Source organism: Desertihabitans brevis, assembly GCF_003327535.1.
Lineage (GTDB): Bacteria > Actinomycetota > Actinomycetes > Propionibacteriales > Propionibacteriaceae > Desertihabitans > Desertihabitans brevis.
The window spans coordinates 148,031-163,662 of record NZ_QOUI01000006.1 but is presented as its reverse complement, the minus strand read 5'-3'; the positions used below and the strand labels follow the sequence as shown (position 1 = coordinate 163,662).

General features: G+C 73.1%; 15 protein-coding genes and 2 pseudogenes. 10 read left to right on the top strand and 7 right to left on the bottom strand.

The genetic code is table 11. The features are described from left to right. Positions 1-71 precede the first annotated feature (71 nt). The 9 genes and pseudogenes from DT076_RS11115 (at position 72) to DT076_RS11075 (ending at position 8,627) form a co-directional block, all read left to right on the top strand. On the top strand, positions 72-1,031 hold the full coding sequence (locus DT076_RS11115; RefSeq protein ID WP_147264128.1) for a DUF222 domain-containing protein: 960 nt from the start codon (positions 72-74) through the stop codon (positions 1,029-1,031). Next, entirely contained in the window at positions 1,028-1,591 is a 564-nt protein-coding gene (locus tag DT076_RS11110; RefSeq protein WP_147264127.1) for an HNH endonuclease signature motif containing protein, read from the top strand. The genes DT076_RS11115 and DT076_RS11110 overlap by 4 nt, the downstream gene beginning before the upstream one ends. Before the next feature lie 223 nt (positions 1,592-1,814). Further along, positions 1,815-2,282 carry an MSMEG_6728 family protein gene (locus tag DT076_RS11105; RefSeq protein WP_114126742.1) on the top strand — a complete coding sequence of 156 codons (468 nt, stop codon included), beginning with the start codon at positions 1,815-1,817 and terminating at the stop codon, positions 2,280-2,282. A gap of 103 nt (positions 2,283-2,385) precedes the next feature. Beyond that, positions 2,386-3,603 carry an acyltransferase domain-containing protein gene (locus DT076_RS11100; protein WP_114126741.1) on the top strand — a complete coding sequence of 406 codons (1,218 nt, stop codon included), beginning with the start codon at positions 2,386-2,388 and terminating at the stop codon, positions 3,601-3,603. Further along, a complete protein-coding gene (locus DT076_RS11095) occupies positions 3,600-4,637 on the top strand; it encodes a beta-ketoacyl-ACP synthase III (protein ID WP_114126740.1) in 1,038 nt (345 codons plus the stop codon). The genes DT076_RS11100 and DT076_RS11095 overlap by 4 nt, the downstream gene beginning before the upstream one ends. 97 nt (positions 4,638-4,734) lie before the next feature. Further along, the gene (locus tag DT076_RS11090; protein WP_114126739.1) at positions 4,735-4,980 is read left to right on the top strand and encodes an acyl carrier protein; all 246 of its coding nucleotides are present in this window, start codon (positions 4,735-4,737) and stop codon (positions 4,978-4,980) included. 84 nt (positions 4,981-5,064) lie between these two features. Next, positions 5,065-6,315 (top strand): annotated as a pseudogene (locus DT076_RS11085) (beta-ketoacyl-[acyl-carrier-protein] synthase family protein); the annotation flags it as partial. A 65-nt stretch (positions 6,316-6,380) separates the two neighbouring features. After that, complete coding sequence (locus tag DT076_RS11080; RefSeq protein WP_114126737.1) at positions 6,381-7,808, top strand: acyl-CoA carboxylase subunit beta; 1,428 nt, start codon at positions 6,381-6,383, stop codon at positions 7,806-7,808. Between the two features lie 3 nt (positions 7,809-7,811). Next, entirely contained in the window at positions 7,812-8,627 is an 816-nt protein-coding gene (locus DT076_RS11075; RefSeq protein WP_199539124.1) for a phosphotransferase, read from the top strand. A gap of 100 nt (positions 8,628-8,727) precedes the next feature. Here the strand turns inward: DT076_RS11075 and DT076_RS11070 are convergent, their stop codons facing one another. Both DT076_RS11070 and DT076_RS11065 read right to left on the bottom strand, forming a co-directional pair. Further along, the gene (locus DT076_RS11070; protein ID WP_199539123.1) at positions 8,728-9,408 is read right to left on the bottom strand and encodes a 4a-hydroxytetrahydrobiopterin dehydratase; all 681 of its coding nucleotides are present in this window, start codon (positions 9,406-9,408) and stop codon (positions 8,728-8,730) included. A 46-nt stretch (positions 9,409-9,454) separates the two neighbouring features. Further along, entirely contained in the window at positions 9,455-9,952 is a 498-nt protein-coding gene (locus DT076_RS11065; protein WP_114126734.1) for a DUF3145 domain-containing protein, read from the bottom strand. Between the two features lie 143 nt (positions 9,953-10,095). Here DT076_RS11065 and DT076_RS11060 point away from each other — a divergent pair, with 143 nt between their 5' ends. Then, entirely contained in the window at positions 10,096-10,815 is a 720-nt protein-coding gene (locus DT076_RS11060) for an AAA family ATPase (RefSeq protein WP_114126733.1), read from the top strand. Positions 10,816-10,821: 6 nt separating this feature from the next. Here the strand turns inward: DT076_RS11060 and DT076_RS11055 are convergent, their stop codons facing one another. The 5 genes and pseudogenes from DT076_RS11055 to DT076_RS11035 all read right to left on the bottom strand — a co-directional run. Continuing rightward, positions 10,822-11,562, bottom strand: a complete 741-nt coding sequence (locus tag DT076_RS11055; protein ID WP_199539122.1) for a YggS family pyridoxal phosphate-dependent enzyme — start codon at positions 11,560-11,562, stop codon at positions 10,822-10,824. Next, complete coding sequence (locus tag DT076_RS11050) at positions 11,559-12,512, bottom strand: VWA domain-containing protein (RefSeq protein WP_233493877.1); 954 nt, start codon at positions 12,510-12,512, stop codon at positions 11,559-11,561. Before DT076_RS11050 ends, DT076_RS11055 begins: the two co-directional genes overlap by 4 nt. Beyond that, on the bottom strand, positions 12,503-13,480 hold the full coding sequence (locus DT076_RS11045) for a VWA domain-containing protein (RefSeq protein ID WP_233493876.1): 978 nt from the start codon (positions 13,478-13,480) through the stop codon (positions 12,503-12,505). The genes DT076_RS11050 and DT076_RS11045 overlap by 10 nt, the downstream gene beginning before the upstream one ends. After that, positions 13,477-14,469: a DUF58 domain-containing protein gene (locus DT076_RS11040; protein WP_407642724.1), complete on the bottom strand. Its 993-nt coding sequence runs from the start codon at positions 14,467-14,469 to the stop codon at positions 13,477-13,479. The genes DT076_RS11045 and DT076_RS11040 overlap by 4 nt, the downstream gene beginning before the upstream one ends. 122 nt (positions 14,470-14,591) lie before the next feature. Beyond that, positions 14,592-15,596: pseudogene (locus DT076_RS11035) on the bottom strand (AAA family ATPase); the annotation flags it as partial. Positions 15,597-15,632 lie beyond the last annotated feature (36 nt).

Below are 15,632 nucleotides of genomic sequence, written 5' to 3'. Positions count from 1 at the left end.
AGTCGGTGACCATCAGCTCATTCGCACACGCCATCGAAAGACTGTCAGACCCGATCCGTAGCGTGTTCTCCATGACGACGACGGCAGGCCCGACCCCGGCAGGAGTGCTGGTCCGCGCGCGCGAGCTGCGCTCGGTGGCGCTGGCCGCCGAGGCCGCGCTGCTCGAGCAGGCCGCGGTCTGGGCCGACCTGCACCCCCCGGTCGAGCCGTGGCTGGCCGCCGGCCGCAGCGACGGCGGCCGGGCGACCGGGATCCCGCTGGCCGGGGCCGGCACGCCCGAGGTCGCGGTCGATGCGGTGGCCGAGTGGGCTGCCTCGCTCGGGCTGTCGACCGGGTCCGGCGAGCGGCTGATCGGGCAGGCGCTGGAGCTGCGCCACCGGCTTCCCCGGCTGTGGGCCCTCGTGCAGGACGGCGGGGTTCCCGCGTGGCAGGCCCGCCAGGTCGCCGAGCGCATCATGTCGCTCACCGCCGAGGCCGCCGGATTCGTCGACGCCCAGGTCGCTGGTGTGGTCGGTCGCATCGGGCTCACGCAGCTGGAGCGCCTGGTCGAGACCGCCCTCCTCCGCTTCATGCCCGCCGAGGCCGAGGAGCGCCGCCAGCAGGCCGCCGACTCCCGGTGCTTCCGGGTCGAGCACGACACCACCGGCGCCCGGCAGGGCATCTCGACCGTCTTCGGCCGGCTCGACCAGCTGGACGCCGTCGCCCTCGACACCGCCGTCGGCGAGGGCGCGACCGCGCTCGCCCGGCTCGGCTGCACCGACTCCCTCGACGTCCGCCGCTCCCGCGCCGCCGGCGACCTCGCCCGCCGCCAGCCGGCACTCGACCTCCTGCTCGCCGAGGCCGACGGCGACACCCCGGCGGCTCGGGAGGGCGCGGCACGTGCCGTCGAACGCGTCGTGCTGTACGTGCACCTCTCCGCCGCTGCCGTCGCCGGGCCGGCGGAGCCGGGGCAGGTGGAGAACACCGGCACGCCCGTCACCGCCGACCAGGTGAGGGAGTGGTGCGGACGGCCCGGCGCCGGGTCACGGTGAAGCCAGTCATCGACCTAGCGGCCGAGGACGCGACGGAGGCCCACCCCTTCACCACCGCGATGCGGGAGAAGATCGCGTTGCGCGACCGGACCTGCGTGTTCCCCTACTGCACCTGGCCGGCGCACCCGTACCGGCGTGGGGTCGGCTCGGAGGAGACCGGCTGGTCGGTCGACCACGACCACGTCGTCGCCTTCGCCGCGGGTGGTGCAACGTCCACCGCCAACGGCGCGCCGCTCTGCCGGGTGCACCACAACCTCAAGACCCACGCGGGCTGGCGCTACCGGGTGGTGGGCACCCGCTCCTACCTCTGGAGCAGCCCGCACGGGTACCGCTACCGCCGCGACCGTGACGGCGGCACCACCGACCTGGGCCACCCCCGCCCACCGGCACCATCGCCCGGTGACTGGCCATCCCGAGCGGAACCTCTGAGCACCAGCATCCCGGCCGCCCTCGGCCCATCGCGCCGCCTCCGCGGTCGCCTGCCCTGGGAGCGCGACCGAGCCCCGGCGCCACCAGTCGGCGACGCGGCCGGTGCAGTCGGATCAGCACCGCCGTTCTGACCGACCCGGCTCGCGCCCGTCCCCTGCAGCCCCGTACCTGCCGCGAGCAGCACACCTCACCGCTTCCCGTCCGGCCGCACACCGCACCCTGCCGTCAGCTGCGAGCTGCCGGCAGGGCAGTGGTGCTGCACCGACCGCGTCGTCTCCGCCCACCACCGTGTCCAACGGCCACAATCACCAGGGGTCCGACGACCGCGATCGGTCCGCGACGTAGCGTGGACGGGTGCAGACCTTCCTCCCCTACGCCGACTTCACCGCCAGCGCGCGGGTGCTCGACGTCAAGCGGCTGGGCAAGCAGCGGGTGGAGACGCTGCAGGTGATGCGCGCGCTCACCATCGAGGGCTACGGCTGGCGCCACCACCGGGTGGCGAAGATGTGGACCTGGCGGCGGCCCTCGCTGCTGGCCTACCAGCTGGCGGTGTGCACCGAGTGGCGCGCCCGAGGGTTCACCGACACCTGCTGGGACTCGACGCTGGCCGAGATCAGCCGCCCCTCCCTGGCCGATCCCGACAGCAACGACCTGCTGCTGTGGGAGCAGCACGACTTCCCCGCGCCGGTCTGGCTCGGCCGGGAGGAGATCCACCGCTCCCACCGCTCCAAGCTGGTCTCCAAGGACCCGGCGCACTACCGCCCGCTGTTCCCCGACGTCCCCGACGACCTCGAGTACGTCTGGCCCCAGGCCGAGCGCTGACCGGCACGGTGCAGAGCGGTTTGTAGGGTTCGGACAAAGTCTCCGTGACATCTTCGTGATGTCCCTCCGCGACTCCGCGGGCCGGATCGACCAGTGTGGATCTGTGCTCGCCATCGTCGCGCCCGGCCAGGGCGCCCAGACCCCGGGGTTCCTCAAGCCGTGGCTGTCCGAACCCGCCTTCGCCGACCGGCTGACCTGGCTGTCGGCCGTCGCCGGGCTCGACCTCGTCCACTACGGCACCGAGGCCGACGCCGAGACGATCCGCGACACCGCGGTCGCCCAGCCGCTGCTGGTGGCCTCCGGCCTGCTCGCCTCGCTGCAGCTCTTCCCGCACCCGGCCGACGCCTTCGGCTTCATCGGCGTCGCCGCCGGGCACTCCGTCGGTGAGCTGACCGCCGCCGCCGGGGTCGGCGTCATCCGCGCCGAGCAGGCGATGGTGCTCGTCCGTGAGCGCGGCCGCGCGATGGCCGAGGCCAGCGCCGTCCGCCCCACCTCGATGACGGCCGTGCTCCGCGGCGATCCCGACGAGGTCCTGGCCGCCCTCGCCCGCCACGGACTGACCGCGGCCAACCACAACGGCACCGGCCAGGTCGTCGCCGCCGGCACCGTCGAGCAGCTCGACGCCCTCAAGGCCGACCCGCCCGCCGGCGCACGGCTGGTCCCGCTCAGCGTCGCCGGCGCCTTCCACACCGAGCACATGGCCCCCGCCGTCGCCCACCTGGAGCGGCTGTCCCGCGCCATCAGCACCCACGACCCGCGTACCCGGCTGCTGTCCAACGCCGACGGCCAGGTCGTCGCCGACGGACGGGAGGTGCTGCGCCGCATCGTCGGCCAGGTCGCCAACCCGGTCCGCTGGGACCTCTGCCTGCAGACCATGGCCGACCTCGGCGTCACCGGTCTGCTCGAGGTGCCCCCGGCCGGCACCCTCACCGGGATCGCCAAGCGCAACCTCAAGGGCGTCGAGGTCTTCGCGCTGAACACCCCCGACCAGATCCCCGACGCCCTCGACTTCGTCCGCAAGCACGGCGCCGACCAGGTGGCCAACGGCCAGCACGCCAACCCCACCTGGCGGCTCGTGGTCTCCCCCGGCAAGGGCGAGTTCGTCCGCACCGAGGGTGTGGACGTCGACGAGGTGCTGCCCCCGCTGGCGACCGTCGGCACCGTGGCGAACCTGCGCGAGGAGATCCCCGTCAGCGCACCGCACGGCGGCGTGGTGGTGGAGTGGCTGGTGGAGGACGGCGATCCCGTCTCCCCCGGCCAGCCGCTGCTGCGTCTGCACCCGACCGTCGAGACGCTGGCCGCCGCCGAGGTGAACCGGTGAGCCCTGCCTCTCCCGCGCCGCGGCTGCAGCAGTCGCAGGGCGCCCCGTCCTCCCGCCTGCTCGGGATCGGGGGCTACCGTCCCCGGCGGATCGTCGACAACGCCGAGATCTGCACCATGATCGACTCCACCGACGAGTGGATCCGCACCCGGTCCGGGATCACCCAGCGGCGCTGGGCCGGCCCGGACGAGACCATCGCGATGATGGGCACCGAGGCCTCCCGCAAGGCGATCGAGCGCTCCGGGGTCGACCCGGCCGACATCGACTGCGTGATCGTCTCGACGGTCACCCACCTGCACCAGACCCCGGCCATCGCCCCGCTGATCGCCCACGACCTCGGGGCGGCCGGGGCTGCCGCCTTCGACATCTCCGCCGCCTGCGCGGGGTTCTGCTACGCCACCGCGATGGCCGACTCGATGATCCGCACCGGCACGGCCCGCTACGTGCTGGCCATCGGCGTCGAGCGGCTCAGCGACATCACCGACCGCAACGACCGCGCCTCGGCGTTCATCTTCGCCGACGGCGCCGGTGCGGCGGTGATCGGCCCGAGCGACACCCCCGGCATCGGCCCGGTGGTGTGGGGTTCGGACGGCGAGAAGGCCGGCACCATCGTGCAGACCCAGGCCTGGGACGAGGTGCTCGGCCCGCACGGCGAGCCCCGCGAGGGCGACTCGGTCTTCCCCAAGCTGCGGATGGAGGGCCGCGAGGTCTTCAAGTGGGCCTCCTACACCGTGGCCGCCAAGGCCCAGGAGGCCCTCGACCGGGCCGGGCTGAGCGCCGACCAGCTCGACGTCTTCATCCCGCACCAGGCCAACGACCGGATCACCTCGGCGATGACCCGCGCGCTCGGGCTGCCCGAGGACGTGGTGGTCTCCCACGACATCACCGAGCAGGGCAACACCTCGGCGGCGTCGATCCCGCTGGCGATGGAGGCCCTCTACGCTGAGGGCGCGATCCGCTCGGGCCAGACCGCGCTCATCATCGGGTTCGGTGCCGGGCTGGTCTACGCCGGACAGGTGGTCGTCCTGCCCTAGGGCGCACCTGAGCAAGCTCCCGTCGACTCCGACGGCGTGTCAGCCGACACACACCCTCACCGCCGAGTTCCTCACCAAGAAGATGAAGGAGGGCCAGATGGCCACCACCGAAGAGATCCGCGGCAAGCTCGCCGAGATCGTCAACCAGGTCGCCGGGGTCAACGCCGACGACGTCCAGCTCGACAAGTCGTTCACCGACGACCTGGACGTCGACTCGCTGTCGATGGTCGAGATCATCGTCGCCGTCGAGGACGAGTTCGACGTGCAGGTGCCCGACGAGGAGGCCAAGAACCTCCGCACCGTCGGCGACGCCGTCGCCTACATCGAGCGCGCCAACGCCTGACCGCCGCGGCCGGTCGTCCCGTCCCGGGGCGACCGGCGAGCCGCTCCTCCACCACCACACCGTCACCGCACAGGAGAACCCGCCATGAGCAGCCGAACCGTCGTCGTCACCGGGCTGGGTGCGACCACCCCGCTGGGCGGGGACGTCGCCACCACGTGGGCAGGTCTGCTCGAGGGACGCAGCGGCACCCACCTGCTGCAGCACGAGTGGGCCGAGCCGCTGCCCGCGCGGGTCGCCGCCGAGGTGGCGGTCGAGCCCACCACCGTCCTGGAGCGGGTCGAGGCCCGCCGGATGGATCGCAGCACCCAGCTCGCCACCGTCGCCGCGCTCGAGGCCTGGGCCGACGCCGGCCTGACGGTCAAGGGCGACGACGTCGACCCCGAGCGGCTGGCGGTCTCCATCGCCACCGGCATCGGGGGCATGCAGACCCTGCTCGGCACCTGGGACACCCAGAAGGAACGGGGCCACCGCCGGGTCAGCCCGTTCGCCATCCCGATGCTGATGGCCAACGCCTCGGCCGGCAGCGTCGGCCTGCGGCTCGGCGCCCGCGCCGGGGTGCACACCCCGGTGGCGGCCTGCGCGTCGAGCAACGAGTCCATCGCCCAGGGCCTGGACATGATCCGCCTCGGCCGCGCCGACGTCGTGCTCGCCGGCGGCACCGAGGGTGTCGTGCACCCGCTGACCATGGCCACCTTCGGCCAGATGCAGGCGATCTCGCGCCGCAACGACGACCCCGAGCACGCCTCCCGCCCCTGGGACGTCGACCGCGACGGCTTCGTGCTCGCCGAGGGGGCCGCCATGCTCGTGCTGGAGAGCCTCGAGCACGCCCGGGCCCGCGGCGCCCACGTCTACGGCACCGTCGTCGGCGCCGGCTACTCCAACGACGCCCACGACATGGTCCAGCCCGACCCGCGCGGTCTCGGCCAGACCGCGGCGATGACCAAGGCCCTGGCCGACGCCGGGCTCACGCCCCGCGACATCGTGCACATCAACGCCCACGCCACCTCCACCCCGCAGGGCGACGTCACCGAGGCGCTGAGCATCCGCCAGGCCCTCGGGGACGACGTCGACCACGTGGTCGTCAACGGCACCAAGTCGATGACGGGCCACCTGCTCGGCGGCGCCGGTGCGATCGAGACGCTGGCCAGCGTGCTGGCACTGCACCACCGCACCGTCCCCGGCACCATCAACATCGACACCCTCGAGCCCGACCTGGGCATCGACGTCGCCACCGCCACCCGCCCGCTCGGGGACGGGGACCTGGCGGCGATCAACAACTCCTTCGGCTTCGGCGGTGCCAACGTCGCCGTGCTGGTGACCAACGAGAACAGCTCGGACCCCCGTGACCCCGACGCCTCCGGCGCCGCCGCCGGGTCGCCCGGACGGACAGGAGAGAGCGCATGAGCACAGCCACCCGGGAAGCTCCGGTCAAGAAGGTCAAGGTCCCCCGTGAGGAGGATCCCCGCAACCCGAACTTCCGGCTGGCCCACCTGCTCGACGAGGGCTCGGTCGAGCTGATCACCCCCGACGACGACTCCGGCATGCTCGCCGCCACCGGCACCATCAACGGCTGCCGGGTGGTCGCCTTCTGCTCCGACCCGACGGTGATGGGCGGGGCGATGGGCATGCAGGGCTGCGACGTCGTCGTCCGCGCCTACGAGCGGGCGATGGCCGACCGGGTGCCGATCATCGGCATCTGGCACTCCGGCGGTGCCCGGCTGGCCGAGGGCGTCCTGTCGCTCCACGCCGTGGGGCGGATCTTCCACGCCATGACCACCGCCTCGGGCAAGATCCCGCAGATCTCGATCGTCCTCGGCTTCGCCGCCGGCGGTGCCGCCTACGGCCCGGCGCTGACCGACGTGGTGATCCTCGCCCCCGAGGGCCGCATCTTCGTCACCGGCCCCGACGTGGTCCGCTCGGTCACCGGCGAGGACGTCGACATGCTCCGCCTCGGCGGACCCGACACCCACGGCCGCCGCTCCGGGGTGGTGCACGTGGTCGCCGACGACGAGGCGCACGCGATGGCCCAGGGGCGGCAGCTGACCACGCTGTTCGCCATCCAGGGCACCGTGGGCGAGGCGACCGACGTCGACCTGACCGAGTACATGCCCGAGTCCAAGCGCCGCGCCTACGACGTCCACCCGCTGATCGGCGGGCTGCTCGACGAGGACTCCGCGATCGAGCTGCACGCCCGCTGGGCGCCCAACATCTCCGTCGTGCTCGGCCGCCTCGGCGGGCGCACCGTGGGGGTCATCGCCAACAACCCGCTCCGCCTCGGCGGCTGCCTGGACTCCCTCAGCGCGGAGAAGGCGGCCCGGTTCGTGCGGATGTGCGACACCTTCGGCATCCCGCTGGTCGTGCTGGTGGACGTCCCCGGCTACCTGCCCGGCGTGGGCCAGGAGTGGGACGGCGTGGTGCGCCGGGGGGCGAAGCTGCTGCACGCCTTCTCCGAGTCGGTGGTGCCGCGGGTGACGCTGGTGACCCGCAAGGCCTACGGCGGCGCCTACATCGCCATGAACGCCCGCTGCCTCGGCGCCACCAAGGTGTTCGCCTGGCCAGGGGCCGAGATCGCCGTCATGGGCCCGGTGGCCGCGGTGCGGGTGCTGCACCGGCGCAAGCTGGCCGAGGTGCCCGACGACGTCCGCCCCCAGGTCGAGGCCGAGCTCGCCGCCGAGCACGAGCGGATCGCCGGCGGCGTGGACAAGGCGGTCGAGATCGGCGTGGTGGACGAGATCGTCAGCCCCGAGGCCACCCGCTCCGCGATCGCGGCGGCCATCCGCGAGGCCGACCACGGGCTGCGCGGCGAGCACACGAACATCCCTCTCTGACCCGTGACCCCGGGGATGCCCGACGAGTCGGCCGCGCACCGGCCCGAGCCGGCGGGCGGGCCACCGGCGGCCGTGCGGGAGCTGGCCGGCGGACGTCCGCACCGGCTGGTCTGGCACAACGGGCTCGGGGGACTGACCTACGCCGTCGGCGAGCCGGTGGTGGAGTACGTCAAGTGGTCGCCCGAGCACTGGGAGGTCGACCTCGGGCTGGAGGCCGACAAGCTGGTGTGGGCCCGGCGGTGGCTGCCCACCCCCGAGGTGCTGCACGTCGGCGCGGGCATCGACGCGCGGCACGGTCCGAGCAGCTGGCTGCACACCCGGGCACTGCCCGGCAGCAGCGCGATCGACCCCGGCTGGCAGTCCGAGGACACCGTCGTCGAGCTCGGCCGGGCGCTGCGCCGGCTGCACGACGTGCTGCCGGTCCGGGAGTGCCCGTGGTCCTGGTCGGCTGAGAACCGGCTGTCCGAGCTGGCCACCCACCTGCCGCAGAACGACGTCAGCGGGGTGCTCGAGACGCCGGAGGTCGACGTCGAGGTGGTCTGCCACGGTGACGCCTGCAACCCCAACTTCCTGCTCGGCCCGGGCGCGGACGGCCGCCCGGTCTGCACCGGCTACCTCGACCTCGGCCAGCTCGGGGTGGGCGACCGGTGGGCCGACCTGGCCTCAGCCGTCCTCAGCCTCGGCTGGAACTTCGACCGCGTGGTCGACCCGCCGCGCGCCCGCGACCTGCTGCTCGAGGGCTACCAGGTCGACCTGGACGCCGACCGCCTCGACTACTACACCCGCCTCTGGCAGGCCGGCGACCCCACCACCGACTGATTCCCGCCTCCCTGCCGCGGTTCGAGGTGATACCGGACGCCCGGCCGTGCGACATCACCTCGAACCGGGGAGGGACGTGCGGGAGGCAGCGGAGCGGAGCTCAGTCGCGGTCCTGCCTCGGAGCGGAGTCCTGCCACGTGCAGATGCAGGCCTTGTTGCCCTGGGGGTCGGCGAGCACCCAGAACGAGGGCGCGTACTCGTCGGCGACCAGGGTGCCGCCGGCCTCGACCGCGGCGGCGACGCGGGCCTCGGCGAGGTCGTGCGGGACGTGCACGTCGTAGTGGAAGCGCTGCCGCGGCGGCTCGTGCGGTTCGGTGCCCTGGAACCACAGGTTCGGCACCTGGTCGGTGAAGTCGATGAGGTCGTGCGAGGGCTCACCCCGGAACAGGAGGTCGTCCAGCCCCAGCACGGCCTTCCAGAACGGCCGCACCTCCTCCAGGTCGGACGAATCCAGCCCGATCTCGACGAAGGTGAGCTGGTCGACCCGGGCCCGGACGCCGAGGTCGGCCGCCAGCCCGGAGACGGCGGCAGCCAGCCGCAGGTCGCGCTCGGTCAGCCCCTGCACGTCGTGGCTCATCAGCCGCACGTCGAGGTGGCCGTAGCGCAGATCCAGGTCGGGATGGTGGTCCAGCTGCTCGGCGGCCGCCCCGATGGCGTTCACCAGCGCCAGCCCGGTCGCGAAGTCGCGCGTCTCGAACCGCGCGCACAACCGCATCCACAGCTGGCGCCAGTCCGCCAGCCCCGCGTCGGCCACCTGCTGTCCCGTCAGCGTCTCTGCCATGCCGCCCATCCTGGCCCGGTCGCGGCGGACGCGTCGAGACCCGGGCTCAGACCACCTGGTGCAGCCAGCGGACCGGCGCGCCGTCACCGGCGTGGCGGAAGACCTCGAGCTCGTCGTCCCAGGGACGTCCGAGCAGGGCGTCCAGGCTCTCCAGCAGCGGACGGCGTCCGAGCGCGTCGGTGACCACCGCGTGCTTGATGCGGTCCTCGGGGATCATGATGTCGCCGTGCAGGCCGGTGATGGCGTGGAAGACCCCGAGCGTCGGCGTGCAGGAGTAGCGCTCACCCTCGCTGCTCGCGGTCGGCTCCTCGGTCACCTCGAAGCGCAGCCGCTCCCAGCCCCTGAGCGCGCTGGCGAGCTTGGCGGCCGTGCCGACCGGGTGGCTCCAGGACAGCTCGGCCCGGTAGCTGCCGCGCTCGGCCGGCTGCGCGCTCCACGCCAGGTCCACGGGCATGCCGAGGACGCCACCCACGGCCCACTCGACGTGCGGGCACAGCGCGGACGGCGCGGAGTGGACGTACAGGACGCCACGGGTCGTGCTCATCGTTCCTCCAGGCTTCGAGGTTTGCCTTCCCCAGCAGCCTCGTCCCGGACGGACATGCCCATTGTGCACCAGCGGGACCGCCCGCAACAGGGGTCACCCCTGTCACGCGGTCAGGTAGGAAGGGGGTCAGGTAGGAAGGGGCCATGAGCTGGACGTCCCCGCTGCCCGTGCGCCGCGTCGAGGTCGACCCCGAGGCCGTCCACGACGACTGGCCCTTCGACCTCCCCCCGGTGGCCCAGCTGGTGCGCGAGGGTCTCGACCTCGGCCCGCTGACCGTCCTCGTGGGTGAGAACGGCACCGGCAAGTCGACCCTGGTCGAGGCGGTGGCGATGGCCTACGGGCTGTCGCCGGAAGGTGGCTCCACCGGTGCCCGGCACACCACCACGCCGACCGAGTCACCGCTGCACGGCGCGTTGCGGCTGTCCAGGGGTGCGGGGGCGAGCCGGTGGGGCTACTTCGTCCGCGCCGAGACGCTGCACGGGCTCAACTCCTACCTGCAGCACAACCCCGGTGCCGAGGACGCGGGCTACCACGAACGCAGCCACGGCGAGGGCTTCTTCGACCTGCTCGGCACCCGACGCTTCCACGGTCCGGGGTTCTTCGTCTTCGACGAGCCGGAGTCCGGGTTGTCCTTCAGCGCCCAGCTGCGGCTGCTGGTCGCGCTGCTCGACCTCGTCGCCGACGGCCGCAGCCAGGTGCTGGTGGCCACCCACTCCCCCGTCCTGGCGGCGGTGCCCGGGGCGGCACTGCTCGAGCTCGACGCCGACGGGATGCACCAGCGCTCGTGGGAGGAGCTGGAGCTGGTCGACCACCACCGCCGGTTCCTCACCAGCCCGGACTCCTACCTGCGGCACCTCACCTGAGGGCGGTCAGCGCTCGGGCCAGTAGTGCTGGTAGTCGTTCTGGGGCGGCCGCTCGCCGAAGATCGCGGTGCCGACCCGGACGCAGGTGGAGCCGCACTCGATGGCCAGCTCGAAGTCGCCCGACATGCCCATCGACAGCTGGGTGTAGCTGCCGGCGGCCCGGTCGTCGTCGAGCAGCCGGCGCTGCAGCTCGCGGACGCGCTCGAAGCAGGCGCGCACCACCGCGGTGTCCGGGCCGGGGGCGGCCAGCGTCATCAGCCCGACCACCCGCAGGCTGTCGAAGGCGGTCAGCTCGTGGGCCAGGGCCGGCACCTCCTCGGGCGGCAGCCCGAACTTCGACTCCTCGCCCGAGGAGTTCACCTGCAGGTGGACGTCCAGCGAGCGGCCCTCGGCCTGCAACCGCTTCTCCAGGGCGCGGGCCACCTTGACCGAGTCCAGCGCCTGGAACTCCGCGGCGAAGCGGGCGACGTCGCGGGCCTTGTTGGTCTGCAGGTGCCCGATCACCGCCCAGCGCAGGTCGGGCAGGTCGGTGGTCTGCTCGTGCTTGCCGAGTGCCTCCTGCACCTTGTTCTCCCCGAACGTGGTGACCCCGTGGGCGTGCAGCTCGCGGACCAGCTCGACCGGCTTGGTCTTGCTCACCGGCAGCAGCGTCACGTCCTCGGGGCGGCGCCCGGCCCGTTCGGCGGCGGCGTCCACCGCGGCCCGCACCCGCTGGTAGCGCTCCCAGACGCCCGTCGGTTCCGTCATGGCCATCGTGCCGCCAGCGAGACCAGGCCGAGCGAGGCCAGCACGGCGAACACCAGACCGGCGCCGGCGTAGCGCGAGGTCGACTCCATCGGCACCTTCTCGGTGCCGACCGAGCTCTGGATGTCCTCGTAGACCGTCTCCAGCTCCCCGGCCGACCGCGCCTCGTAGGCCTCACCGCCGGAGATCTGGGCGATCTGGCGCAGCTCGGCCTGGTTCACCGGCACCGGCTCGCGCTGGCCGTTGATCTCGACATAGCCGTTCTCGGTGCCGTAGGCGATGGTGTAGACGGGCACCTCCTGGGCCGCGGCCGCCTCGGCCGCCTCCGCCGAGGTGCGGCCGTAGGTGGTGCTGCCGTCCGAGAGCAGCACGATCCGCGCCGGCGGCGGCTCGTCGGGGTTCTCCGGGTCCGGCGGCACCTGCAGCAGGGCGTTGAGCGAGGTGAAGATGCCCTCGCCGATGGCCGTCGACGGCGCCAGCTGCAGGTTGGCGATGGCCGCCGTCGCGGCCCCGTGGTCGGTGGTCGGCGGCACCAGGATGGCCGCGGTCTGGGCGAAGGAGACCACCGCCACGTTGTAGCGGGGCGGGATCCCGTCGACGAACTCGATGGCCGCGGCCTTGGCCGCCTCCAATCGGTTCGGCTCGACGTCGGTGGCCTCCATCGACAGCGACACGTCGATGGTGACGACGATGGTGCCGCGCTCGCTCGGCACCTCCACCTCCTGGGTGGGCTTGGCCCAGGCCACGGTGAGCGTCACCAGCGACAGCAGCGCCAGCGCGACCGCCAGGTGCCGCAACCAGGTGCGGTCGCGCGGGACGACCAGCTGCAGACCGGTGCGGGCGCCGCGGCGGCGGGCCACCCGGTAGGAGCCGAAGGCGTACAGGGCCACCAGCAGCGGCACGGCCGCCAGGGCCCACAGACGGTCCGGGTGCGCGAAGTCGATCACGGCCACCTCACTCCCAGCGAGATCGCACCGAGGGCGGCCAGCAGGGCGAAGACCAGGCCGAACCCAGCGTACTGCGCGGTCACCTGCTGATCGACCTTCCTCGTCCCCGACTCCACCGCCACGTCGGCGTACACCTCGCTCAGGTCGTCGGCGGACTCCGCCTCGTAGGCGGTGCCGCCGGTCCGCTCGGCGATCTGGCGCATGGTGTCGACGTCCGGCGGCACGGGCTCGCGGACGCCCTCCAGGTCGACGTAGCCGTTCTCGGTGCCGTAGGCGATGGTGAAGGTGCGCACCTGCGCCTCGGCCACCTCGGCGGCGGCCTGCTGCGGCGGACGTCCCACCGTGTTCTCCCCGTCCGAGAGCAGCACGATCGCCCCGGGCGCGATGGCGTCGGGGTCGTCGGGGTCGCGCGGTGCCTGCTCGAGCGCCCGCAACCCGGTGATCATCGCCTCCCCGATCGCGGTCGAGTCCTGCAGCTGCAGGGTGTCCACGGCGCGAGAGGCGGCGGCGTGGTCGGTGGTCGGCGGGATGACGATCGCAGGCGAGCCGGACAGGCTGACCACCGACACGTTGTACTCCGCCGGCAGCGAGACGATGAACTCCTTGGCCGCCGTCTTCGCCGCCTCGATCCGGCTCGGCTCGACGTCGGTGGCCCGCATCGACAGCGACACGTCGACCACCACGACGATGGTCGAGCGCGGCAGCGGCTCGTCGGCCTGGGCCACCGGACGGGCGAAGGCCATCGTCAGCGTGACCAGGCTGAGCAGCGACAGCGCCACCGCCAGGTGCCGGCGCCACTGCGACTGCCGCGGCACCACCGACTCCAGCATCGAGGTGTTGGTGTAGCGCATGCCGCGCCGGTTGCGCAGCCGGCTGACCACCACGTAGACCGCGACGATCAGCGGGATGAGCAGCAGCAGCCACAGCCGGCTGGGCACCTCGAACCCGGCCGGCGGGAAGATCCAGTCACTCACTTGGTCACCCCCTGCGGCGGGGCGTGCAGCATGCTCGCCACCCGCCGGTAGGCCAGCACGAAGCGGGCGATGTCCTGCACCCAGTCCCGGTCGGTGCGCAGCTGGATGTGACCCACACCCGCTCGACGAAGGGCGATCCGGATCCGTTCCCGCTGGGCGGCCGCGGCGGCGTCCATCCGCTGCCGGGCGGCGGGGTCGGCGGTGTTGACGTAGCGCTCGAAGTCGGTCTCGGGATCGCGGATCAGCATGTCGCCGACGTCGGGGAACTCCAGCTCGCGCCGGTCCACCACCTCGATGGCGAGCACCTGGTTGCGCACCGAGAGCCGGCGCATCGCGCGCTCCCACTCCGGCTGCACGTTGGGGTCGAGCTCGTGGTCGCCGGGGGTGAGGAAGTCCGAGACCACCACCCGCAGCCCACGCCGGCGCTGGGTGCGCGCCAGCTCCTCCACCCCGGCCGCCAGCGAGAGGTGCCCGGTCTCGTGGTCGGCCACGATCGGCTCGGTGAGCATCCGGCGCAGCAGGCCGTACAGGGCGCTCCGCCCCGAGCGGGCGGGCAGGCGGCGCATCTCGGCCGGACGCATGATCATCCCGCCGAAGCGGTCGCCCTGCTTCTGGCTGAGGAAGCCGATGGTGGCGATGGCGGCGATCCCCAGGTCGCGCTTGGTGACCCCCTCGGTCCCCCAGTTCATCGACGGGGTGACGTCGAGCATCGCCCACACCTCGAGCTCGCGGTCGGCCATGGTGTCGCGCACGTGCGGCTCCATGGTGCGGGCCGTGACGGCCCAGTCGATCTTGCGGACGTCGTCCTCGCCGGCCTGGTAGGGCCGGGCGTCGTTGGTGTCGCTGCCGGGCCCGGGCAGCAGACCCAGGTGGTCGCCCTGCAGGAAGCCCTCCAGCCGGCGCACGATCGCCAGCTCCAGCCGGCGCAGCGCGGCCTCGGGGGCGAGCTTGCTCAGCGGGATGGTCGGCGCGGTGGGCACCCCCACCACCGACGCGGCCGCCGACGGCGGCCCGGTGGGTGCGGGCGGTCCGGCGGGCACGGGCGGCCCGGCCGGGGGGACGCCGCCGGCCGGTGGACCGGTCGGCGGGGGGAAGCTGGGGACCGACACGATCAGTGGAAGTCGGGCTGGGCCTGCGGCTGGCGCCCCTGCTGCGGCTGACGCTGCTCGTTCCAGACCGGGGTGGGCGGCGGCACCATCGCGACCACCCGCTCGATCACCTGGGCGGGGTCGATGTTGTCGGCGATGGCGTCGAAGCCGAGCACCAGCCGGTGCGCCATCACGTCGCGGGCGACCGCCTGGACGTCGGTGGGCAGCACGTAGTCGCGGCCGTGGATCAGCGCCAGCGCCCGCGACGCGGCGACCAGACCGAGGGTGGCGCGCGGGCTGCAGCCGATCTGGATCACCGAGGTGAGGTCGGGCATCCCGAACTCGGCCGGCGTCCGGGTGGCCAGCACCAGCCGCACCACGTACTCGGCGACGAGGTTGTGCACGAAGATGTTGGAGGCCCGGTCCTGCAGGCCGCGGACCAGGTCGGGGTCGAGCACCCGCTCGGCCTCCGGCGGGGTGACGCTCATCCGCCGCAGGATCTCGAACTCCTCGTTGCCGCGCGGGTAGGGGACGTCCACCTTGAGCAGGAAGCGGTCGCGCTGGGCCTCCGGCAGCGGGTACACGCCCTCGGACTCGACCGGGTTCTGGGTGGCGATGACGATGAACGGCTTGGGGGCCGGGTAGGTCCGCCCGCCGAGGGAGACCTGCTTCTCCGCCATCAGCTCCAGCATCGCCGACTGCACCTTGGCCGGGGCGCGGTTGATCTCGTCGGCCAGCACGAAGTTGACGAAGACCGGCCCGAGCTCGATGTCGAAGCCCTCCTGGCTGGCCTTGTAGATGCGGGTGCCGACGATGTCGGAGGGCACCAGGTCGGGGGTGAACTGGACGCGGGAGAAGTCACCGCCGACCACGTTGGCGAAGCTGCGCACCGCCAGCGTCTTGGCCACCCCCGGCACGCCCTCGAGCAGGATGTGCCCCTTCGCCAGCAGCCCCACCATCAGCTGCTCGACCATGTGCTCCTGGCCGACGATCACCCGCTGCACCTGCGAGATGGCCCGTCCGAGGAGCTGCGAGACCTGCTGGTTGCTGAGCTGATCGATGCT